This window comes from Micromonospora sp. NPDC093277, assembly GCF_044765245.1.
In the GTDB taxonomy this organism is placed as follows: Bacteria; Actinomycetota; Actinomycetes; order Mycobacteriales; family Micromonosporaceae; genus Micromonospora.
In genome coordinates this window covers 15,211-36,845 of record NZ_JBIWJO010000003.1, presented here as the reverse complement: position 1 = coordinate 36,845, position 21,635 = coordinate 15,211, and the positions used below count along the sequence as shown (strand labels likewise).

Here is a 21,635-nt window from a genome sequence, read left to right as displayed (position 1 = left end):
GAAGTCGCCGCCTCCAGGTGCCGTGTCGGGGGTCAGCTGCCACAGGCGGTGGCCGGCAGGCCGGTCACCGGAACCGGGGAACGGCCGGTCGGGAGGGCCTTTCCGGCGAGCACGCCGGCCAGCGCGGTCATCGACGCCCGGCTGGACGAGTAGGTGGCCAGCAGGGTCGGCGACTTCGCGTCGGCCAGCACGTACGGGGTGTCCATCGCCACCGTCACGGCCGCGTCGTCCCGCAGGTCGCCGGCGCCGTCGCCGTACCCGACGAGATGCACGATCCGGCCACCGCTCGGCACCACGTCGACCCCGGCGGCGGTGAGCGCCTCGGTCAGCGCGGCGCGGGCGGTGGCGCGCCCGGCGGCGGAGGTCACCGTGACCGGCCCGGCCACCGGGGCGTCGCACTTGCCCCGCAGCATGGTGACGGCGGCGGCGGCCAGGTCGGCGGCCGCCGTGCGGTGTTCGGCGCTGCCCAGCGTCGACAGGTCGGGGGTGGGGCGGTCGGCCAGCTTGAACTTCATGGTCAGCACCCGGGTGGCCGCCTCGACCAGGCGGGCCCGGGGCAGCGACCCGTCCCGGAGCGCGGCGAGCAGCCCGTCGTACGCCTGGCTCACGTTCGGGGTCATCAGGATGAGGTCGTTGCCGGCGTTCAGCGCCCGGACCGCTGCCTCCCCCGGCGACCAGCGCTTGGCCGGCTCCATGTTCATCCCGTCGGTGATCACCACGCCCTGGAAGCCGAGCTGGCCCCGGAGCACGTCGGTGAGAACCTTGTGGGAGAAGGTCGCCGGGACGCCCGGGTCGATCGCCGTGACGTCGAGGTGGGCGGACATCACCGCCATGGCGCCCGCGTCGATCCCGGCGCTGAACGGCGGGAACGCGGTGCTGTCCAGCACGGCGCGGGACTGGCTGACGACCGGCAGATCCTTGTGCGAGTCGGCGGCACTCAGGCCGTGCCCGGGGAAGTGCTTGACACTGGCCGCCACCCCCTCGGCCTGCAACCCCCGGACCGCGCCGGCCACCTGCGCCGAGGCCCGCTCCGGGTCGGCGCCGAAGGAGCGGGAACCGATCACCGTGCTGCGGGTGGCCAGCACGTCGGCGACCGGGGCGAAGTCCATGTTGATTCCCATCGCGGCCAGCTCGGCGCCGGCGGCCCGCCAGGCGGCCTCGGTCAGCGCCGCGTCACCGGCCGCACCGGCGGCGAGCGGGCTGGGCAGCAGGGTCACCCCGTCGGTGATCCGGGTGACCACGCCGTACTCCTGGTCGGTACCGATCAGGAAGGGCGCCGGGCCGGCGGCGAGCTGGCCGGCCGCCTCGCGCAGCCCGGTGGTCAGCTCGCGGACCTGCTTTGGGTTGTCGACGTTGGTGGTGGCCTGGTTCTTGGAGGTGGGGTCGTCGGCGCTGAACCCGACCAGGATCACCCCGCCGAGGCGGTACTTCGCCACCATCTCGGCGGGCGTGTCGACCCCGGCGAGCTTCTGGTTGCCGGCGGCCGACCCGGGCGAGACCTTGGTGGCCGAGCTGCCGTACGCGTACGGCATCAACACCTGGCCGACGAGGTCCTCGTCGGCCAGCGTCCGCACCAGCGCCGTGGCCCGGCCGGGCGGGTCGGTGGCGGGACTCGCAGGACTCGGGGTGCTCGCGGGGCTCGGGGGCGGGCTGGCTTCGCTCGCACACCCGGAGACGAGCAGCGCGGTCAGTGCGGAGAGCGCGACGAAGGTACGCCGAGGGTTGGTCGACACGCGGAACATCCCACCAGTTTTCCGCGTGTCGGGGCAAGGTGAGCTTTGTTCAGCCCACTCGGGTGAGCAGCGTCACGGGCGCGCCGTCTCCGGCGTACCGGTAGGGCTCCAACTCGGCGTCCCAGGCGGTGCCGAGCGCCTTGTCGAGGGCATGGGCGAGCGCTTCCGGGGCGCGGGCGGACGCGAGGATGTCGCGCAGCCGGTCCTCGCCGAGCTGGATGTCGCCGGCCGCGCCGACGGTGGCCTGGAACAGGCCCCGCCCCGGGACGTACATGAACCGCTCGCCGTCGACGCCCGGACTCGGCTCCTCGGTGACCTCGAAACGGATCATGGGCCACTGCCGGAGGGCAGCAGCCAGCTCGGCACCCGTCCCAGGGCGACCGGTCCACCCGCACTCGGACCGCCGTGCGGTGGGCTCGACGGGCTGGGCCGTCCAGTGCAGGTTGACCGGCGCGGCAAGGACGCGCGCGATCGCCCACTCGACGTGCGAGCACACGGCGAGCGGGGTCGAGTGGACGTATACGACGCCACGCGTTGGCACGGTGACCTCCCGGAGAGCGAGGTGCGTCTTCCCCTACGACCTCGTCCACCTTCGGTGGCACCTGCAACACATGATGACCGGTGTGACGGATGGTACGCCAGCGAATCGGAAAATTCGCCGCTACCGGCCGTCGGGAAATACCCGGGTGGCTGACCCCGTTGACCCCCGTGACGGCGCGACGACCAGCCAGGCGTCGAGGTCGTGTACAGTTCTCTGGGCGGTTCTGTGCCGCCGCACAATCTTCGCGGGCCGACACCCACGCCGGGTGTCACCCGCACCAGCCCCCGGACGTTTCAGTCCTCCCGTACGTCTGCAAGGAGTACTTCCGTGGCGAGCAACACCTCTAAGACCGCGCGCGCGTCAGTCCGGGCCGGCCAGGCTGGCCAGGGTGGCGCCCTCAGCGTGCTGGGCGAGTTCAAGTACCTGATCCCGCTCAACGGCGGCAAGCACGCCTACGTGCGCAACCTGACCAACGGCAAGACCGAGCGCCTGCGCACCGACTCCGAGGCCTTCGTCGAGGAGATCCGGACGCTGGCCGCCGCCGGCCACGCCGCCAAGGTCCGCGCCGAGATCAACGGCCTCGCGGCCGCCTACCCGGAGCACGGCTGGGACGCCACCGAGAAGCGTCTCGTCGAGGCCGGTGTCTTCGAGGGCTGAGTCCCGCACCGCGTCACCCCGAACCGCCCGCCGGATCACCGGCGGGCGGTTCGTCGTCTCCAAGACTCAGCTGATCCACTCCGTGTCGCGTAAGCGGCGATATCCGCCCGCCGACGTGACCACCACATCCCGCTCATGGAGTTGATCAAGGCCCGGTCGGGGCGGGGCGGGCCGGACGGCGTTCGACAGCGGCGTCATATGCGGGAATCTTTCACCTCGGCCGTCGGCGTGCTGTGATTGACGGATAGCCGGATCGTCACCGCCGGGTTACCCGGCGCACGGACAGAGGCCGCGGGGGAGGTGGACCGATGCCGACGGAGCTGGAGGTACGGCTTCCCGACGGCGTACGCCTGCACGTGGTGGCGTCCGGGCCGGTCGACGCCGACGTCACGGCGGTCCTGCTGCACGGCTGGACGCTGGACGGGCGTAGCTGGCACCGCCAGCTCGCCGGGCTGCGGGCCCGGTTCGCCGACCGGGTGCGGGTGGTGACGTACGACGCCCGCGGGCACGGCCGGTCCAGCTGCATGGACCTGCGTACGGCCACCCTGACCCAGCTCGGCGACGACCTCGCCGCGATGCTGGACGAGCTCGTCCCGCGCGGCAGGGTCGTGCTGGTCGGGCACTCGATGGGCGGGATGACCGTGATGGAGTATGCCCACCGCCACCCCGCGCACTTCGCCGCCCGGATCGCCGGGCTGGTATTCGTGTCGACCACCGCCGAGGGGCACACCCACACCAGCTACGGGCTCTCGCCCCGGATCGCCCGGTTGATCCGGCTCGCCGAGACCACCGGCGCCGGGGTGCTGGCCCGCTGCGGATCGTGGTGTCCGCCGCACCCGCTGCTCCGCGCCCTACGCCCGAGCATCCGCTGGCTGCTCTTCGGCGACCGTTGCGACCCGGCCGACCTCCGGCTGGTCACCTCGGCGGTGGCGCACGCCTCACTCCGTTCGATCGGCGGATTCCGCGCATCGATCGGTGCCCAGCACCGGCTGGACACCCTGGCCGCGCTCGGTCACCTGCCTTCCGCCGCGCTGGTCGGCGACCGGGACCGGCTCACCCCACCGCCGTGCGCGAGGTCGATCGCGGCAGCGCTGCCCACCACCGAGCTGACCGTCTGCCCGGGTGCCGGCCACATGCTGATGATGGAGCGCCCGGACGAGGTGGACCAGGCCCTCGCCGCGGTGCTCCACCGGGTTCTCACCGAGCCCACCGACCGGCTGGTCGGGCCGGACCACCCGCTGGTCCGGGCGGTGAGCGGACCCACCGACCCGGGCGGGCTGGTCGGGCCGGCCCCTCCGGTAACGCTGAACGAAACAGCCGGCAGAGGGGTGGAAACACCCGGATAACGGGCAACCGGCACCGGCGGTGTGAGTGCACCCTCATGGCCGCAGGCCACGGCCTCGACGGCGGCCCGTACCCTCATTCAGCCCGCCGTGCCCGCCGCATGATCACAGGAGCCCCCGACTTGAGCGACAAAACCACCCTGGAACGGGAGATCGCCGTCGAACAGCGACATCTCGACCGGGTGTACGCCCGGCTGGCGGAGCTGCGCCGGTCGGCCGCCGAGGCCGAGCGGGAGGGCTACCGGCTGGCCCGGGTCGGCAACTTCGGCGCGCTGGTGGAGCGGGACGCGATGGTGTTCCACGCCGCGCAGCGGCGGCACGTGCTGGACGCCGAACACGAGGGGCTGGTCTTCGGCCGGCTGGACCTGTGTACCGGCCAGGTGCTGCACGTGGGCCGGCTCGGCGTACGCGGGGAGAACGCCGAGACGCTGGTGGTCGACTGGCGGGCGCCCGCCGCCGCGGCGTTCTACCGGGCCACCCCGGCCGACCCGATGGGTGTGGTACGCCGGCGCACCATCCAGTCGTCGGCGGAGCGGGTCACCCGGATCGAGGACGACCTGCTGGACCCGGAGGCTGCGCCGCCGGAGCTCGCGGTGGTCGGCGACGGCGCACTGCTGGCCACGCTGTCCCGCGCGACCGGACGGGGCATGCGGGACATCGTCGCCACCATCCAGCGGGAGCAGGACGAGGCGATCCGCTCCCCCGGCTCGGGGGTCACGATCGTCTCCGGCGGCCCGGGCACCGGCAAGACCGCGGTGGCGCTGCACCGGGCCGCGTACCTGCTCTACTCCGACCGGGCCCGGTACGCCGGCGGCGGCATCCTGGTGGTCGGCCCGTCCGGCGTGTTCGTCGAGTACATCGCCTCGGTGCTGCCCTCGCTCGGCGAGGAGACCGCCACCCTGCACTCGCTCGGCTCGCTCTTTCCGGGCATGTCGGCTACCCGTACCGACCCGCCGGAGGTGGCGGCGGTGAAGGGGTCGCTGCGGATGCGCCGGGTGCTGGAGCGCGCCGTCCGGGACGCGGTGCCGGACTCCCCCACCGAGCTACGCCTGCTCTACCGGGGCGAGCTGCTCCGGCTGGACCGGGCCGAGCTGGACGCGGTCCGGGACCGCGCGCTGTCCCGCGGCGCGCGCCGCAACGAGGTACGCCGGGTCGGCTTCGACGCCGTCCTCGCCGCCCTGTACGCGCAGGCCCGCAGGCTGCGGATCGGCGGGTTGCCGGAGCAGCCCGCGTTCGAGGACGAGATCATCGACCGGCCGGAGTTCCGGGAGTTCCTCAAGGCCTGGTGGCCCCGGTTGCACCCGCGGCACGTGCTCGGCTGGCTGGCCCGCCCCGAACGGCTGCGCCGGTACGCGGGCGGCGTGCTCGCGGCCGGCGAGATCCGGCTGCTGACCGAGGCGTACCGGACGCTGGACGCGGAGGGGCTGACCATCGCCGACATCGCGCTGCTGGACGAGCTGGACGCGCTGCTCGGCAAGCCGGTGCAGCGGGCGCGGCCGAAGCGCGACCCGTTCCAGCTCGCCGGGGGCGTCCGCGAGCTGAGCACGTTCGCCGACCGGCAGCGGGCGGCCCGGGCCGCCGCCCGGGAACGGCCGGAGGACTACCGCGACTACGCCCACGTGGTGGTCGACGAGGCACAGGACGTCTCGCCCATGCAGTGGCGGATGATCGGCCGGCGCGGCCGGCTGGCCTCCTGGACGGTGGTGGGCGACCCGGCGCAGACCGCCTGGACCGGCGACCCGGAGGAGCTGACCCGGGCCCGGGATCAGGCACTGGGTCGGCGGCGCCGGCAGCGGTACGAGCTGACCACCAACTACCGCAACTCGGCCGAGATCTTCGCGGTGGCGGCGACGGAGATCCGCCGGCGCTACCCGGACCTGGCGCTGCCGACTGCGGTGCGCTCCACCGGGGTACCCCCGATCGAGCGGACCGTGCCCGCCGCGGAACTGCCCGCCGCGACCGTCGCGGCGGCCGACGCGCTGCTGGCCGAGGTCGAGGGCACGGTCGGCGTGATCACGCCGGTGCCGCGCCGGGACGAGGTCGCCGGCTGGCTGGGCGACCTGGGCGGCGGCCGGCTCCAGGTGGTGACCAGCCTCCAGGCCAAGGGCATGGAGTACGACGGGGTGGTGCTGGTGGCGCCGAGCGAGATCCGGGCCGATCCCGGGTCGGGCGTGCGGACGCTCTACGTGGCGCTGTCCCGGGCCACCCAGCGCCTCACCACCCTCGACCCGGTGGACTGACCACAGCCCGCGTTCGCGGCGGGCGCCTGAGCTGGCCCACCCCCCTCAGCCTTCACTTGCATACATAGCGATGTGAGCATAGATTGGGCCCGGGCGGGGCGCGGGACGAAAGGGTGTGGGCGTGGGCGCAGGTCATGACCACAGCGGCGCGGTCACCAACGCCGCACACCGCCACCAGGGTCGACTCTGGGCCGCGTTCGGGCTGCTCACCGCCCTTATGCTGGTCGAGGCGGTGGCCGCGTTCGCCACCGGCTCGCTGGCCCTGCTCTCGGACGCCGGGCACATGTTCACCGACGTGCTCGGCATCGGCATGGCGCTCGCCGCGATCACCGCCACCCGGCGAGCCAACACCGATCCGCAGCGCACCTTCGGGCTCTACCGGCTGGAGGTCCTGGCCGCGCTCGCCAACGCGGTCCTGCTCGGCGCGGTCGCCGCCTACGTGCTCGTCGAGGCGGTACGCCGGTTCGGCGAGCCGCCGGAGGTGCTCGCCGGGCCGATGCTGGCCGTGGCGTCGCTCGGCCTGCTCGCCAACATCGCCGCGTTCGCGCTGCTGCGGGCCGGCGCGCAGGAGAGCATCAACCTGCGCGGGGCCTACCTGGAGGTGCTCGGCGACCTGCTGGGCTCGCTCGGGGTGATCGCCGCCGCGCTGGTCATCACGTTCACCGACTGGTGGTGGGCCGACCCGCTGGTCGCCGTCGCGATCGGGCTGTTCATCCTGCCGCGGACCTGGCGGCTCGGCCGGGCCGCGGTCCGCATCCTGGTGCAGGCCGCCCCGGAGCACCTCCAGGTGACCGCCGTGCGCGACCGGCTGGCCGCGGTGCCCGGCGTCGCCGAGGTCCACGACCTGCACGTCTGGACCCTCACCTCCGGGATGGACGTGGCGTCGGCGCACCTGACCACGGCCCCGGACGCCGAGGTCGGCGAGGTGCTGGCCGCCGCCCGGGCCGCCCTGCACGGCGACTTCCGGATCGATCACGCCACGTTGCAGATCGAGCCCGGGGCGTCGGCCGGAGAGTGTGGACCAGTCGAGTGGTAATTAGGGCAAACTTAAATCCAAGTGGCTATTGTGCATTCATGCCGGCTTTCATCCGATTCCTAACCCTCGACTGGAGGGGCCCGGCCGGTAGGCTCGGTCGCGGCCCCCACCGGCGGCGCAGCGCGTCGCCGACGGCGGCTGTCGCCTAATCGCCGCAGCTCGGCGAGCCGGGGAACCATCTTCCTGGGGTGCATCCGCGTCAGCGGTAGGGATCTTCCGTCCCGAACCCGTCAGCTAACCCGGTCGGCGTTGACGGAAGGACACCTGGAATGCCACCTGCACGACGGACGGTCACCCGGTTGGCGGCCCTGCTCGTCGGGGCTCTCGCCCTCGGCCTCGCGACCGCACCGGTCCACCCCGCCTCGGCCGCCCCGACCGGCCTGCTCGCCGCCGCGCCCGGCGACGACGAGGGCGGCACCGCGGAGCTACGCGCCCAACTCGACGCGGCCGGCAAGGGCTGGCTGGACGCTCGGGCGGCGCTGAACCAGTCGGTGAAACGGCAGCAGCAGCTCACCGCCGAACTGAAGACGATCAACGCGGAGCTGGCCGTACGCGACGCCAAGGTCGGCGAGATCGCCGGGTTCGCGTACCGGGCCGGGCGGCTCGGCACCGCCGCGGCGCTGCTCGACAGCAGCAGCCCACAGGGCTTCATGGACCGCGCCGCCACACTGCAACAGGTCGCCGCGCACGAGGACCGGGTGCTGCGCGACCTGATCGACACCCGGGACCAGGCCACCCGTACCCAGACGGCGCTGAACGGTGAGATCCTGGAGCAGCGCCGGCAGGTCACGGTGATGGCCAAGCGCAAGGAACAGGCGGAACACGCGCTGGAGGTGGCCAACAAGAAGGCCGCCGCGACCACCACCGCCAGCGGCGGCAGCGTGCAGGGCACGTCCCGCGCCAACGCCACGCCGGCCCCGCGCAACGCCGACGGCTCCTGGCCCGCGGAGTCGTGCAGCGTCAACGACCCGACCCCGGCCGACGGCTGCATCACGCCGCGCATGCTGCACGCGCTACAGCAGGCCAAGGCGGCCGGGTTCACCCGGTACGTCTCCTGCTACCGGCCCAGTGGCTCCGGCGAGCACCCCAAGGGCCGGGCCTGCGACTTCGCCGCACAGAAAGACGGCTTCGGCGGGGTGGCCAGCGGCGGCGACAAGACGTACGGCAACAACCTGGCGGCGTACTTCATCCGCAACGCCGACCCGCTCGCCGTGCTCTACGTGATCTGGTTCAAGCAGATCTGGCTGCCCAGCAGCGGGTGGAAGGCGTACAGCGGCGGCAACGGCGATCCGTCCAGCGACCACACAAACCACGTACACCTCTCGGTCTACTGAGCCGCTAGGTGGCCCGCCGCCGGGCGGGCCACCTACGCCCACCGACGTACGCCGGATGTCGCTGCGCGCCCCACGACACCGGGCCGGCGACGGCCGAGCATCGGGGGCATGAGCCGACTCTCTCCCCCCGGACGCAAGGCCCTGCTCACCCTGCACCTGGTCACCTCGCTCGGCTGGCTCGGCGCCGACCTGGTGCTGCTCGCCCTGGGCGTGGCCGGACTACGCGGGGCCGACCCCGAGGTGGTCTACCCGGCCGCGGGCCTGCTGGTCACCTGGCTCTTCGCCCCGCTGAGCGTGCTGGTCTGGCTGATCGGGCTGGCCAGCGCGCTGCTCACCCCATGGGGCCTGCTGCGTTGGCGCTGGGTGCTGGTGAAGTTCGCGATCACCACGGCGATGCTGGGGTTGGTGTTCCTGCTGCTCGCCCCGACGGTGCGCCGGCTCGGCGAACTGGGGGCGGACCTCGCCACCCGGGACCGGCTGGACCTGATCATCCCTCCGACGGTGTCCAGCACCCTGTTGATCATCATGACCGTGCTGTCCACCTACAAGCCGTGGGGCCGGCTGCGCCCACCCGCCCAGGCAGCCCGGCCCTGAGTCAGCCCGCCTGCCCCTCCAGGGTGGCGCCGAGCCGGCTGGCGAGGCCGAGATGGGCCGCCCGGGCCTGCCGGAAGGCGTACCCGAACAGCGGTGCCGGGGCGGAGAGGGTGATCTCGACGTCGATGCGCACCACGCCACCTGGCTCGTCCCGGAGCCGGGTGTGGTTACGGACCGTAGTGGCGGGCTGCTGGCGAGCCACCGTCACCACCTCGTCCTCGGTGGCGACCAGCACGTCCGCCTGGTAGGTGACCGGGAAGTGCAGCGGCCCCAGTTCCAGCCGGTCGGTGATCGCGTAGCTGGCCAGCGCGCCGGGCCGGGGCGGCAGTTGGCGGACCCGGACGATCAGCGGATGCAGTTCACCCTGACGGCTCAGGTCGCTGAGCAGGGCGACCGCATCCGCCCGGGCACAGCGGGCCTGCACGGTGTAGCTGAAAGTGTCGCTGCTGAGCACGCCGTACCCCCTTGCCGTCGGCGTCCGCATGATCGTCCCGTAACCGGGGCCGGCTGGCAACGGGGCGGTACGGAGCCCGGCCAGCTCAGGCGCCGGGCAGCACCTGAGGGGTGCTGCCGGCGAAGTACGGCTCGGGTGCGCCGAAGAGACCCAGCAGGCCGGTGACCCAGAGTTGCCGGTGCACGAACCGGCTCGGCTCGGTGACCACCAGCTTCACGCCGCTGACCTCGGCGGTCTGGAAACCGGCCACCATGGCGCTGATGCCGACAGAGTCGATGAAGGTGACCAGCCGCATGTTCAGCTCGATCCGGGACGGACGGCCCTTCGCGAGCACCTCGGCGATCGCTTCCCGCACCTCGTACGCGGTGTCGACGTCGATCTCGCCTCGCGGCGCGATCTGGATAACACCACCCGGCAACATCGACTGCACGATCGACAGGCTCACGCGAGCACCTCCACTCGCCCGTACGGGCGCCTCATCAGTACGCGGGCCGCGACCGAGAGTATTCCTCCGATGGCCTCGGTCGCCACCCCTCGGGATGGGCAATTCGCGGACTGGGCACACCTGGGCATCCCAATCCGGATCCTTCGGTTCCTGTTTCTTCCGGACGACGGGTTCACTTCGTCCAACGACCGACCAGGGCCGGCCGATTCGCCGCCCAGGGTAGCCGCCCGGGGCCCCGTCCGCCTCGCACCCGGGCCCGGCGCGTTCGCCCGCGTTCGTCCCGTCCCGCCCCATCGACCGCGCCTGACCTGGGATGGTTTGGGGCGACCGCGGGCGGGGCACTGCCCGGATGAGTGAAACGTCACCCGCCGGATGACCCGCCGGAGTCCGAAGTGGCCGCCGGACTCCGCCCCGAGGAGGTAACACCATGTTCGGAACGACCCTGCTGGACCGCCGCGGCAGGCCCGAGCGGATCGCGGACCAGGCGTGGCGGCACATGCGCGACGCCGCCGGCTCCGCCGGGGACGGTGTCCGCGGCGTTGCCCGCTCCGCCCGTCGCAACGGGTCGGGTCTGGCCGACGACGCCACCGACCTGGTCGGCTCCGCCGCCGGCGAGGCCCGCCGCCGAGCCATCCTCGCCTTCGACGCGCTCGCCGGCCGCCGGCCGGGCCTGCCGTGGGCGATGCTGGTCAGCGCCGCACTGGTCGGCGCCGCGATGGGCTGGGCCGCCGGTACGGCCGCCCGGGCCGCCGGGAGCAGCGTGCCCGGCGTCGAGGAGATCGAGTTCCTGGACGCGGACCCGCTGGACCCCCGGCCGACCCGGAGGACTGACCGGGACGGCTGACCCGCAACCGCTGCTCGGCGGCGCTCTCAGGCGCCAGGTTGGGCCCGGAGACGACCACCACCCGGAGAGCCGGACCACCGCTGCCGGCGGTGAGCAGCAGGACCACGCTGCTCACCGGTATGCCACCGCCCGGCGCCCCGGCTTCCGGCTTGAACGCGGCGGCTGGCCGCCCCGCCAGGACGGGACGGCCACCGCGTGGACAGGTCAGCGGGTGGTGCAGGTGAGCGCGGGCACCGAGTTCGTCCCGCTCCAACTGGCGAGGAAGCCGAAGGTGGTGGTGCCGCCGACGCCGAGCGGGCCGTTGTAGCCCGCGTCCCGGACCACCACGAGGCTGCCGTTCTGGGTGTACGTGCCGCTCCAGAGCTGGCTGAGCTGCTGCCCGTTGGCGAAGTTCCAGCTCACCGACCAGCCGTTGATCGCCGAGCCCATGTTGTTACGGACCGTCACCTCGGCCTGGAAGCCGCCCTCCCACGAATTGGTCACCTGGTAGGTCGCTCCGCAGCCGCCGGCCGGATTCGGCGTGCTCGGTGGCGGGGTGCTCGGCGGCGCGCTCGTCGGCGGACGGGTGGTCGGCGGCGCGGTCGTCGGAGGCGCGGTGGTCGGGGGCGCGGTCGTCGGCGGCGCGGTCGTCGGCGGAGCGGTGGTCGGCGGCGGGGTGCCGCCGAGCCGGTCCGCCACCAGGATGCCCCGGCCGTTGGTGCCGAGGTAGACCCGGCCGTAGACGCGTGGGTCCCCGGTCAGCGCCTCGCCGGCGTTGCCGTACTGGTGCTGGTCGTCGTTGATCCGCACCCAGCTTCCGCCGGAGTTGTCGGAGCGGTAGACGCCGTGCTGGCCGTCGACAGTGCCGATGACGAAGAGCGCCGGGTACGTCTGGCCGGGTGCCGCCTTGCCGAAGCCGACGTTTATCGAGGTGCTCACGCCGGTGACCTTGGTGAAGCTGGTCCCCGAGTTGGTGGAGTGCCAGAGCCCACCCTCGCCGGCCAGCCAGATGTCGCCCTCCGTGCCGGTCAGCGCCTTGAACTTGACGCCGGTGGTCGGCAGACCGGTGGCGGCGCTGGCGGTGAAGCCGGCCCCGCCGTTGGTGCTGACGTAGAACTTCCCGTTGCTGACTCCGTAGAACTTGTTCGGGTTGACCCGGTCGGACTCGACGGTGGCGTTGGCCGGGATGCCGGTCGCCGCGGTCCACGAGTTGCCGAAACCGACCGAGCGGACCACCTGCTGGCCGGAGTCACCCGGCGCCCAGACGAACTGGCTGCCGTCGGCGGAGGCGGCCACCGTGCCGCCGTTGTTGATCCCGCCCGGCTCGCTGCCCTGGAACCAGTTCGCGCCGCCGTCGGTGGAGAACGCGACGTGCCGGTCGTTGGGCCGGTCCGAGGCGGTGAAGTTGCCCGCCCGGACCATCACCGCCGGCTTGGTCTCGGCGTAGTCCAGGCTGGTGGTGCTGGTGAAGACCGGCTGGGTGAACATCGAGGCCGGCACCGCGTTCAGGTCGGTGTGCCGGAAGCCGCCGATGTCGCCCAGCCCGCTGATCAGTGGGGCGCCGGAGGGCGGGCTGATCAGGTCGAGTACGGCGGTCTCCTCCAGGCCCTTGACCATCGGCTTGATGGTGAGCTGCCCACCGCTGTCCCACTTGGTCAGGTCGGTGCTGCCGTAGATGGTCGCCCCGGTGCCGTACATCATCCGGTTGCTGTCGAACGGGTCGATCTCCAGCGACTCGTTCATCCAGCCCAGCTTCGGGGTCTCCTCCGGCGGTTGCGGGTTGGCTCCGAAGTTCAGCCACGGCACCGAGCTGATGTCCATCGAGTACTTCTTGGTACGGCTCGGGTAGCCGGCCCAGTCCCAGATCCGCGACCAGGTCGCGCCGCCGTCGGTGCTGCGCCAGAAGATCGCGTCCGGCCACCAGGAGACCTGGGTGGCCACCATGAGGGTGTTCGGCTTCTGCCGGTCGATGGTCAGGCCGGAGTAGCCGAAGTAGTCGTCGCTGCTGGACGACGGGATCGGGCTGATCTGCGTCCAGGCGCCGGTGGCCCGGTTGAACTTCCACACGTCACCCTTGCCGCCGTCGTACGGGCCGCCGGTGTCGCTGGTGGCGATGTAGAGGTAGCCGCCGACCGGGTCGACCACGCCCTTGTGGGCGAGGTAGCCGGTGGGCTGGCCGGCGATCCGCTCCCAGGTGGTGCCGCCGTTGGTGGTGCGGTAGACCGGGTTCTGCTTGTCCGCCACGCCGACGTAGATGGTCTGGGTGGCGTTGCCGGCCGTACCGGTGCTCTTGTCGAAGCTGACCCAGGTCAGGCCCTGGTTCTGCGAGTTGTAGCCGCTGCTGTCGTTGGGGTCGGCCCGGTAGTTGCCGACGTTCGGGAAGTTGGCGACCTTCGCCCAGGTCACCCCGTAGTCGGTGCTGCGCCACAGGCCGTTGCCGCCCTCGGCGCCGTAGTAGACGACGCTGTTCTTGTTCGGGTCGACGGCGAGCCGCTCCCCCATGCCCCGGCCGGGCATGTTGCCACCGTTCTTGAACGGCAGCGCGGTGGCCTGCCAGGTGGCGCCCTTGTCGGTCGAGCGCAGGATCGCGCCGTTGTTCGGATCCCAACTGTTGGTGTACATGCCGACAGCGGCGTACACCCGGTTGGTCTGCACCGGGTCGGTGGCGAGGCTGACCACGCCGTTCCAGCCCCACTTGTCGGCGCCGACCCAGTCCAGCAGCGGCGTCCACGACTGGGTCGGCTGCTCCCAGCGGTACGCCCCGCCGATGTCGGTGCGCGCGTAGATCAGGTTCTTCTCGGTCGGGTTGAAGACGATGCCCGGGACGAAGCCGCCACCGTCGACCCGGACGTTCTTCCAGCTGTACGGATCGGCCGCCGCGGCGGCGGCCGGGGTGGCGGGGGTGGCGGCGAACTGCACGACGACGGCTGCCGCGGTGGCGGCCAGGGCCGCCGCGATCGCGCCGGCGATACTTCTGCGCATGGGCGGTTCCTCTCGGTTACCCGTGGGGCGGCGGCTCCAGGTCGAGGCGCGGACACGCCACGACCTGGAGCTGCCGGAGCGACGCGCGCCGGTCGGGACGACCGTGCTGGCGACGTCGAGGGAGGTGGAACCGGGGAGCTGCCCTTGGCTCCCCGTCGGCGTGTGGGCTCCCGCAGCCGAGGGACATTCACCTTAACCGTTGGATCGGCGAATTAGGAAGCGCTCCCAACTAATTCGAGTCACCCCGATCGGATGAGGGCAGGTCACCCGGGGTCGGGACAGGATGACCGATGGCGGCGCCCGTGCCGGTGGCGGAGCGCCCACGCCCCGAACCGACCCGGGAGGGAGGCCACTGATGGCCACCGCGACGATCACGCGTACCGACCAGGACATCCAGACCGACGTCCTCGACGAGCTGACCTGGGAACCCCGGGTACGCCCCAACGAGATCGGGGTCACCGTCTCCGAGGGCGTGGTGACGTTGACCGGCTGGGTGGACAGCTACGCCAAGAAGTGGGCCGCCGAGCGGGCGGCGCACCGGGTGTCCCGGGTCCGGGCGGTCGCCAACGACCTCGCCGTCCGGATCGCCACCTCCGCCGAGAAGAGCGACCCGGAGATCGCCACCGCGGCCAGCCGCGCCCTGGAATGGGACGCCTTCGTGCCGATCGAGACGCTGGACGTGACCGTCTCCGACGGCTGGGTCACCCTGCACGGCGAGGTCGAGTGGGAGTACCAGCGCCGGGCCGCCGAGCGGGCCGTCGGCCGGCTCACCGGCGTACGCGGCGTGAGCAACGGGATCACCGTCCGACCGGGCACCCGCACCGACGGGCACCAGCTGGCCGAGCGGATCGTGGACGCGCTCGCCCGCAACGGCGCCACCGAGGCGGAGGCCATCAGCGTCCGGGTGCACGGCGACACGGTGGTGCTGGCGGGGCTGGTCCACTCCGTACCGGAACGCGAGGAGATCGAGCGGGTGGTGTGGTCCGCCCCCGGCATCCGCGAGGTGCACAACCACGTCACCGTGGGGGCTTGATGTCGACCCCGTTGCAGGTCACCACCGCGCGGCTGGGCGTACCGGTGACCGACCTCGACCACGCCCGCGGCCCCGTCGACGCGCCGGTCACCATCGTCGAGTACGCCGACTTCCAGTGCCACTTCTGCGGAGCCGCCCACCTGAACCTGGCCGAGGTGCTGCGTCAGCGGGCCGACACCGTACGGCTGGTCTACCGGCACTTCCCCATCGCCAACGTGCACCCGTACGCGGAGAGCGCGGCGGAGGCGGCCGAGGCAGCCGGCCGGCGGGGCCGGTTCTGGGAGATGCACGACTGGCTCTACGACCACCAGGACCAACTGGACCCGGTGCACCTGTCGCTCGGCATCGAGCAGCTCGGGCTGCCCGCCGACGAGGTCAACGCGGAGGTGGCGGGGATGGCGAACGCCGACCGGATCCGGCGAGACTTCGTCGGCGGCATCCGCAGCGGGGTGGCCGGCACCCCGACCCTGTTCGTCAACGACGTCCGCCACGACGCCGGCTACGACCTGGCGGACCTGCTGGCCGCCGTCGACGCCGCCGCGAACGCCTGACCGGTTAGAAGGGCCCCCGGTACAACGCCAGGCGTCAACCAGGGGCCCTTCCTTGCCTCAGATCAGGCGGAGTTCGCGGGCGCGCTGGACGGCCTCGCGCCGGCGGGTCGCGTCGAGCTTGCGGTAGATGTTGCGCACGTGGGTCTTCACCGTGTTGACCGACAGCGACAGTTCGCCGGCGATCTCCACGTTGGACAGGATGCTCTGGAGGTAGCGCAGGATCGTCAGCTCCCGTTCGGTGAGCGGCTCGTCCAGCGTCCGCTCCGGCCGGCCCGGCCGGTAGGCCGGCTCGTCGGACCGCCGCTCGTCCGCCCCGCGTAGCAGGTCGCTCACCGTCGCCCAGTGCGCCGTGCCGGAGTCCAGGTGCGCGGCGAGCAGGTCCCGTACCCCCGGCTCGGCGTGGGTGAAGACGCGCCGGTAGCCGTCCGGCTCGGCCAGGTCGAGCACCTGCTCCAGGACCCGTCCGGCCCGCCGCTCATCGCCGCCGCCGGCGGCCAGGACCGCGTCGAGCAGGCCGGCGGCGAGCCGGACCGGAAGCGGCCAGGACTCCGCACCGGGCGTGGCCCAGTCGGGCAGCGCCGGCCCGGCGGCCCGCGGATTTCCGGCGCGTAGCTCCACCCGGGCCAGCGCCACCCCCAACGCCGCCGCCTCCGCGCCCCCGGTGTCGAACCCGGGCAGCGCGTCGGTGAGCAGCGTGCGGGCGGTGTCGACGTCACCGACACCCGCCCGTAGCCGCGCCTCGGCGGCGGTCAACCAGGCGGCCAGTTCCCGGCCCGGCGCCCGCTCCCGGGCCTCGGCGAGGGCCCGCAGGGCGGCGGCCGACCCGCCCTCCTCGGCCAGCAGATCGGCCCGGCAGAGCGCGGCCAACGCCGCCGCGGCCGGCTCCGCGGTGGCGGGGCCGGCGAGGGCCAGGTGCGCCACCGCCTCCGCCGAATCGTCCCGGTGCCACGCCACCAGGGCCAGCGCCAGGTACGCGTGACCGCAGTCCAGCCGGGAGGACCAGCCCTGGCAGGTCGGCGTGGCCAGCGCCTCCCGCGCGGTGCCTTCGGCCGCCCGCAACCGGCCCCGGGCCGCCTCCAGCAGCGCCGACCGGCTCGCGCCGACCAGTTCCGTACGCGGCCGCCCCGCCGCCCGGGCCGCGGCACGCGCCTGGGCGAACCGCTCCCCGGCGGCGGGCAGTTCGCCCTCAGCGAGCGCCACCAGGCCGAGCGCGGTGCCGGCGACCGCCCGGATGTCGGCGTCCTCCCCCGCCCCGGTCCGCGGGTCGTCCCCCAGCCCGGCGACGGTACGGGTGGCGACCAGCCGGGCGGCGGCACGGCGTACCTCGGCACGGTCCCCGGTGAGCCGGGCCAGGGTCAGCTCCAGCGCGGTGGCCAGCCGGCGGAACCGGTCCCGCCGCGGGGCGGGCAGGTCGCGGCCCTGCTCGACGGCACGCCGCAGGTGGTGCTCGGCCCCCGCCACGTCCCCGCCGTACGCCCGTTCAGCGGCACAGGCCAACGCCAGCTCGGGGTCCCGCCGGACGGCGGCGGCGGGCGGCTCGGGCGGCGGTGGACCGGCCGGCGCCTCCCGCTCGTACGGGGCCAGCTCCGGCCACCGGGCGATCAGCAGTTCGGTGGCCCGGTTCCACTCGCCCCCGGCCAGCGCGTGCCGCAGCGCCTCGGCCGGCCGGTCGTTGCCCGCGTACCAGCCGGCGGCCCGCAGGTGCAGGTCGCGCAGCTCATCGGGGGCGAGCCGGTCCAGCTCGTCGTGGAGCAGGTCGGCCAGCAGCGGGTGGCAGCGGTACCACGGTGGGGTACCGCCGTCGTGCTGGACGAAGCCACCGGCGCGGGCCAGTTCGGCCAGCACCTGCCCGGCGTCGGCCCGTCCGGCCACCGCGTCGGCGAGGTCGGCGCAGACGGCGGCGGCGACCGCGCTGCGCCGCAGCACGTCCCGGGCGGCCGGGTCCAGCGGGCCGAGCACCTCGTCCCGCAGGTACGCGGCGACGTCCGGCTGGTCGCCGCCGAACCGGTCGACGGCACGGGCCGGATCGGCCTGGGCGCGCAGCGCCAGCGCGGCGAAGCGCAGCCCGGCCGGCCAGCCACCGGTCCGCTCCCGCAGCCGGGGAACCGCCGTGGCGGGCAACGGCACCCCGTGCGCGACCAGCAGGTCCGCCACCTCGTCGTCGGTGAACGCCAGGTCGTCCGGGCCGACCTCGGTCAGCTCCCCGGCCAGCCGCCACCGGTGCAGGGACAGCGGCGGATCGGTCCGGACGCCGGCCACCAGCCGCAGCCGCCCGTCGGTGTGGCGGAGCAGGAACTCCAGCCCGGCCAGCGCGCCCGGATCGGTGATCCGGTGCAGGTCGTCCAGGACCAGCCGGACCGGTCGTTCCCGGGTGGCCAGCGCCGCAGCGAGCAGTTCGAGCTGGTCGGGCCGGGGCGGGCTGTCCGGCACCGGCGGCTCGGGCCCCTCGCCCGGTACGCCCTGCGCGGCGGCCCGCAACGCCGCCGCCAGGTACGACCAGAGCCGCTCCCCGGTGTCGCCCTCCTCCACTCCCACCCAGGCGGGCGGCGGCTCGGCCCGGCCGGCCCCCACCCACGAGGCGAGCAGGGTGGTCTTGCCCCAGCCGGCCGGTGCGCAGACCAGGGTGATCGGCCCGACCACGCCCTGCTCCAGCCGGTCCAGCAGTCGCGGCCGGACCAGCAGCGGCTCGGGCAGGGCGGCCGGCGCCAACCGCGACCCCAACAACGGCACCACCCCACCCCGCCCCCACTCACCCTCCCGCGCCATCCACCCTCCCCCTCCCCCTCCCGTCCCTCCCACCCCGCCCCCCTTACTGGCGTTGATCAAGGAGTTTGCGTCTGAACGGAGATCGACTCAGACGCAAACTCCTTGATCAACCGGATCGGCGGGCGGGCCTCGCGGGGGATGGGGGGTACCCGGCAGGGCGGGGTTCACCCCTTGCGGGGGAACTGTGGTCACCCGGGGTGGGGGGAGGGTGGGTGCGGTGAGGGAGGGGACGCAGGGGCGGGACGACGGGAGGGGCCGGTGGCAGGGATGGCACGGGTGGCCGGCGCGGCACGCGCCCTCGTACGCCGGCGGGAGCGCTGGCCGCACGCGGACGGTGCCGATCCGCGGCCCGGACGCTGGCAGGTGGTGACCGTGTCGGGCCGGCCCGCGGAGGTGCTGCCGCATGGGCGGTGGCCCGAGCCGCTGCGCCTGCTCGACGGTGCGATCGAGGTGTACGCCCGCCCGGCACCCGGCGGGCGCGGCACCGAGCTGGCCGCCCGACCGCTCGGCGGCGAGCTGCGGCTGCCCGGCCTCGCCGCCCACCTGGTCGGGGACGATCCCGGCCGGTTCATCCGGCAGGCGTTACGGGCAGCCCAGCAGCTCGCGGAGACCGGGGAGGTGCTGCGTGCGGACCGCTCCCGGCTGGACCGACCGGGGGTGGCCGGGTGAGGGCGCTGTGCTGGGAGGGCACCGACGCGCTGGCGGTACGCCAGGTCCCCGACCCGGAGCTGCGTAACGCCCAGGACATGATCGTCCGGGTCCGGCGGAGCGCCACCTGCGGGGCGGACCTGCCACTGCTGGCCGGGCGGATCCCGTACCTGGCCGCCGGAGACGTGCTCGGACACGAGTTCGTCGGCGAGGTGGTCGAGCTCGGGCCCGAGGTACGGCGGCACCGCGTCGCCGACCGGGTGGTGGTCTGCGCGGGGATCGCCTGCGGGGCCTGCTGGTTCTGCCGGCAGGGCCTCTTCGCCTGCTGCGACAACGGCACCCCCGCAGCGGCGGCGGCCGAATCGGCGTGGGGCCAACCCACCGCCGGCTGCTACGGCCACCCCGGTCCGCTGGGCGGCTTCGCCGGCAGCCACGCCGAGTACGTGCGGGTACCGTACGCCGATGTCGGCGCGTTCACCGTGCCGGACGAGGTCAGCGACGACCGGGCGGTGTTCGCCTCGGACGCCGCGCCGACCGGCTGGCTGGGCACCGAGCTGGGCGAGGTGACGCCGGGTGACGTGGTGGCGGTCTGGGGGGCGGGCGCGGTCGGCCAGCTCACCGCCGGGGCCGCCCTGCTGCGCGGGGCCGACCGGGTGATCGTCGTCGACGGCCACGACGACCGGCTGCGGATGGTCGAGCAGCACGTCGGCGCGGAGCCGCTCGACTACCGGTCCGTGGACGTCCCCGCCGAACTGCGGGAACGCAGCGGCGGCCGGGGCCCGGACGTGTGCGTGGAGGCGGTCGGCATGGCGGCCGAGCCGCCGGGACTGCTGGCCGGCCGGTTCGGCGGCGGCGCGGACCGGCCGCTGGCGGTGCGCGAGGCGGTGCATGCCTGCCGCAAGGGCGGCACGGTGGTGGTGCTCGGCACGTGGACCGGTTTCGTCGACACCTTCCCGCTGGGCGCGGTGATGAACAAGGGGCTGACCGTGCGCAGCGCCCGACAGCACGGGCAGCGCTGGATCCCGATGCTGCTGGAGCGGATGGCCCGCGACGAGCTGCGTACCGAGCACCTGGCCACCCACCACCTGCCGTTGGAGCGGGGCCCGGAGGGTTACGCGCTGTTCCGCGACCGGGCCGACGGTTGCGTACGGGCGGTCTTCTCCCCGTGAATCCGGCCGCCGTCGGGTGGCACACTCGGCTGGTGCGCGACGACCGCCCGTACGACCTCGTCCTGCTCGGCGCCACCGGGTTCACCGGCGGCCTCACCGCCGAGTACCTGGCCCGGCACGCCCCGGACGGGCTGCGCTGGGCGCTGGCCGGGCGGAACCCGGGCAAGCTGGCCGGGGTACGGGACGAACTCACCCGGATCGACCCGACGCTGGCCGAGCTGCCGCTGTTGACCGCCGACGTCACCGACCCGGCATCGCTACGGGCCGTCGCGGAACGCGCCCGGGTGGTCGCCACCACCGTCGGGCCGTACATCCAGCACGGGGAGCCGGTGGTCGCGGCGTGCGCCGCCGCCGGCACCGACTATGTCGACATCAGCGGCGAACCGGAGTTCGTCGACCTGATGTACGTGCGGCACCACGCCGAGGCGGTGCGTACCGGCGCGCGGCTGGTGCACGCCTGCGGCTTCGACTCGGTCCCGCACGACCTGGGCGTCTGGTTCACCGTCAAGGAGCTGCCCGCCGACGGTCCGGTCACCGTGGACGGCTACGTCCGGGCCGGCGGTCGTATCTCCGCCGGCACGTACCACTCGGCGCTCCTCGCGTTCTCCCGGAGCGGCCGGACGAGGCGGGCGGCGCAGGCGCGCCGGGCCGTCGAGCCGCGGCCGGAGGGCCGCCGGGCCCGCGCGGTGCCCGGACACGTGGGCCGGACGCGGGCGGCCGGCGGGTGGGCGGTGCCGCTGCCCACCATCGACCCGCAGATCGTCCGCCGTTCGGCGGCGGCCCGCCCCGAGTACGGCCCGGACTTCCGCTACCGGCACTTCGCCGCGGTGAAGCGGCTGCCGACCGTGCTGGCCGCCGGGGTGGGGCTCGCCGGCCTGCTCGGGCTGGTGAAGCTGCCGCCGACCCGGCGTTGGCTGCTCGGCCGGCTCGCCTCCGGGCAGGGGCCGAGCGCCGAGCGGCGGGCCAGGTCCTGGTTCCGGGTCCGGTTCGTCGGCACCGGCGGCGGCCGGATCGTGGTCACCGAGGTGGCCGGCGGTGACCCCGGATACGACGAGACCGCCAAGATGCTCGCCGAGGCCGCCCTCTGCCTGGCCCTCGACGACCTGCCGCCCAGCGCCGGTCAGGTGACCACGGTGACCGCCATGGCCGACGCCCTGCTGAACCGCCTCACCCGCGCCGGTATCACCTTCCGCCTGCTGGAGCGTGAAGGAAGGGCCCCTTGTTAACGCCTCCGGTAGTGCCCAGGTCCCCGGTTAACCGCCAGAGTTGACCCTTGAGCGGGTTGA

At 73.8% G+C, this 21,635-nt stretch carries 17 protein-coding genes, 1 pseudogene and 1 riboswitch; of the genes and pseudogenes, 12 read left to right on the top strand and 6 right to left on the bottom strand.

Features of this window, described 5'->3' with window-relative positions; genetic code table 11:
• Nucleotides 1-32: 32 nt before the first annotated feature.
• Entirely contained in the window at nt 33-1,742 is a 1,710-nt protein-coding gene (locus ACIRG9_RS08125) for a glycoside hydrolase family 3 protein (RefSeq protein WP_402852021.1), read from the bottom strand.
• A gap of 40 nt (nt 1,743-1,782) precedes the next feature.
• Nucleotides 1,783-2,274, bottom strand: coding sequence for a DUF3145 domain-containing protein (locus ACIRG9_RS08120; RefSeq protein ID WP_402852018.1), 492 nt, complete (start codon nt 2,272-2,274; stop codon nt 1,783-1,785).
• Between the two features lie 327 nt (nt 2,275-2,601).
• Between ACIRG9_RS08120 and ACIRG9_RS08115 the strand changes: the two genes are divergently transcribed.
• The 6 genes and pseudogenes from ACIRG9_RS08115 to ACIRG9_RS08090 all read left to right on the top strand — a co-directional run bounded on the left by ACIRG9_RS08115 (nt 2,602) and on the right by ACIRG9_RS08090 (nt 9,478).
• The gene (locus tag ACIRG9_RS08115) at nt 2,602-2,931 is read left to right on the top strand and encodes a hypothetical protein (RefSeq protein ID WP_402852015.1); all 330 of its coding nucleotides are present in this window, start codon (nt 2,602-2,604) and stop codon (nt 2,929-2,931) included.
• A 308-nt stretch (nt 2,932-3,239) separates the two neighbouring features.
• Nucleotides 3,240-4,151: pseudogene (locus tag ACIRG9_RS08110) on the top strand (alpha/beta fold hydrolase); the annotation flags it as partial.
• A 245-nt stretch (nt 4,152-4,396) separates the two neighbouring features.
• The gene (locus ACIRG9_RS08105) at nt 4,397-6,514 is read left to right on the top strand and encodes a HelD family protein (RefSeq protein ID WP_402852012.1); all 2,118 of its coding nucleotides are present in this window, start codon (nt 4,397-4,399) and stop codon (nt 6,512-6,514) included.
• A gap of 121 nt (nt 6,515-6,635) precedes the next feature.
• On the top strand, nt 6,636-7,550 hold the full coding sequence (locus ACIRG9_RS08100) for a cation diffusion facilitator family transporter (RefSeq protein ID WP_402852009.1): 915 nt from the start codon (nt 6,636-6,638) through the stop codon (nt 7,548-7,550).
• A 132-nt stretch (nt 7,551-7,682) separates the two neighbouring features.
• A riboswitch (cyclic di-AMP (ydaO/yuaA leader) is annotated at nt 7,683-7,814 on the top strand.
• A 5-nt stretch (nt 7,815-7,819) separates the two neighbouring features.
• Nucleotides 7,820-8,884, top strand: coding sequence for a coiled-coil domain-containing protein (locus ACIRG9_RS08095; protein WP_402852006.1), 1,065 nt, complete (start codon nt 7,820-7,822; stop codon nt 8,882-8,884).
• 108 nt (nt 8,885-8,992) lie between these two features.
• Complete coding sequence (locus ACIRG9_RS08090) at nt 8,993-9,478, top strand: hypothetical protein (RefSeq protein ID WP_402852004.1); 486 nt, start codon at nt 8,993-8,995, stop codon at nt 9,476-9,478.
• 1 nt (nt 9,479) lies between these two features.
• On the opposite strand, the gene ACIRG9_RS08085 is transcribed toward ACIRG9_RS08090, so the two are convergent.
• Together ACIRG9_RS08085 and ACIRG9_RS08080 are read right to left on the bottom strand one after the other, a co-directional pair.
• Nucleotides 9,480-9,962, bottom strand: a complete 483-nt coding sequence (locus ACIRG9_RS08085; RefSeq protein WP_402852002.1) for an SRPBCC family protein — start codon at nt 9,960-9,962, stop codon at nt 9,480-9,482.
• Between the two features lie 55 nt (nt 9,963-10,017).
• Nucleotides 10,018-10,377, bottom strand: coding sequence for an STAS domain-containing protein (locus tag ACIRG9_RS08080; RefSeq protein WP_091123004.1), 360 nt, complete (start codon nt 10,375-10,377; stop codon nt 10,018-10,020).
• A 427-nt stretch (nt 10,378-10,804) separates the two neighbouring features.
• On the opposite strand from ACIRG9_RS08080, the gene ACIRG9_RS08075 reads away from it, so the two are divergent.
• Nucleotides 10,805-11,221 (top strand): hypothetical protein, encoded by a 417-nt coding sequence (locus ACIRG9_RS08075; protein ID WP_402851999.1) that lies wholly within the window; start codon nt 10,805-10,807, stop codon nt 11,219-11,221.
• A 204-nt stretch (nt 11,222-11,425) separates the two neighbouring features.
• On the opposite strand, the gene ACIRG9_RS08070 is transcribed toward ACIRG9_RS08075, so the two are convergent.
• Nucleotides 11,426-14,182, bottom strand: a complete 2,757-nt coding sequence (locus ACIRG9_RS08070) for a cellulose binding domain-containing protein (RefSeq protein ID WP_402851996.1) — start codon at nt 14,180-14,182, stop codon at nt 11,426-11,428.
• 355 nt (nt 14,183-14,537) lie between these two features.
• Here ACIRG9_RS08070 and ACIRG9_RS08065 point away from each other — a divergent pair, with 355 nt between their 5' ends.
• Entirely contained in the window at nt 14,538-15,215 is a 678-nt protein-coding gene (locus tag ACIRG9_RS08065; RefSeq protein ID WP_402851993.1) for a BON domain-containing protein, read from the top strand.
• On the top strand, nt 15,215-15,766 hold the full coding sequence (locus ACIRG9_RS08060; RefSeq protein WP_402851991.1) for a DsbA family protein: 552 nt from the start codon (nt 15,215-15,217) through the stop codon (nt 15,764-15,766). The genes ACIRG9_RS08065 and ACIRG9_RS08060 overlap by 1 nt, the downstream gene beginning before the upstream one ends.
• 57 nt (nt 15,767-15,823) lie before the next feature.
• Here the strand turns inward: ACIRG9_RS08060 and ACIRG9_RS08055 are convergent, their stop codons facing one another.
• Nucleotides 15,824-18,532 carry a LuxR C-terminal-related transcriptional regulator gene (locus ACIRG9_RS08055; RefSeq protein WP_402851988.1) on the bottom strand — a complete coding sequence of 903 codons (2,709 nt, stop codon included), beginning with the start codon at nt 18,530-18,532 and terminating at the stop codon, nt 15,824-15,826.
• 267 nt (nt 18,533-18,799) lie between these two features.
• On the opposite strand from ACIRG9_RS08055, the gene ACIRG9_RS08050 reads away from it, so the two are divergent.
• From ACIRG9_RS08050 to ACIRG9_RS08040, 3 genes are read left to right on the top strand one after another with little or no spacing between them, the layout of a single operon-like run.
• Complete coding sequence (locus ACIRG9_RS08050; protein WP_402853016.1) at nt 18,800-19,201, top strand: hypothetical protein; 402 nt, start codon at nt 18,800-18,802, stop codon at nt 19,199-19,201.
• Nucleotides 19,198-20,349, top strand: coding sequence for a zinc-dependent alcohol dehydrogenase (locus ACIRG9_RS08045; protein ID WP_402851985.1), 1,152 nt, complete (start codon nt 19,198-19,200; stop codon nt 20,347-20,349). Before ACIRG9_RS08050 ends, ACIRG9_RS08045 begins: the two co-directional genes overlap by 4 nt.
• A 32-nt stretch (nt 20,350-20,381) precedes the next feature.
• Nucleotides 20,382-21,575: a saccharopine dehydrogenase family protein gene (locus ACIRG9_RS08040; RefSeq protein WP_402851982.1), complete on the top strand. Its 1,194-nt coding sequence runs from the start codon at nt 20,382-20,384 to the stop codon at nt 21,573-21,575.
• Nucleotides 21,576-21,635: the final 60 nt, after the last annotated feature.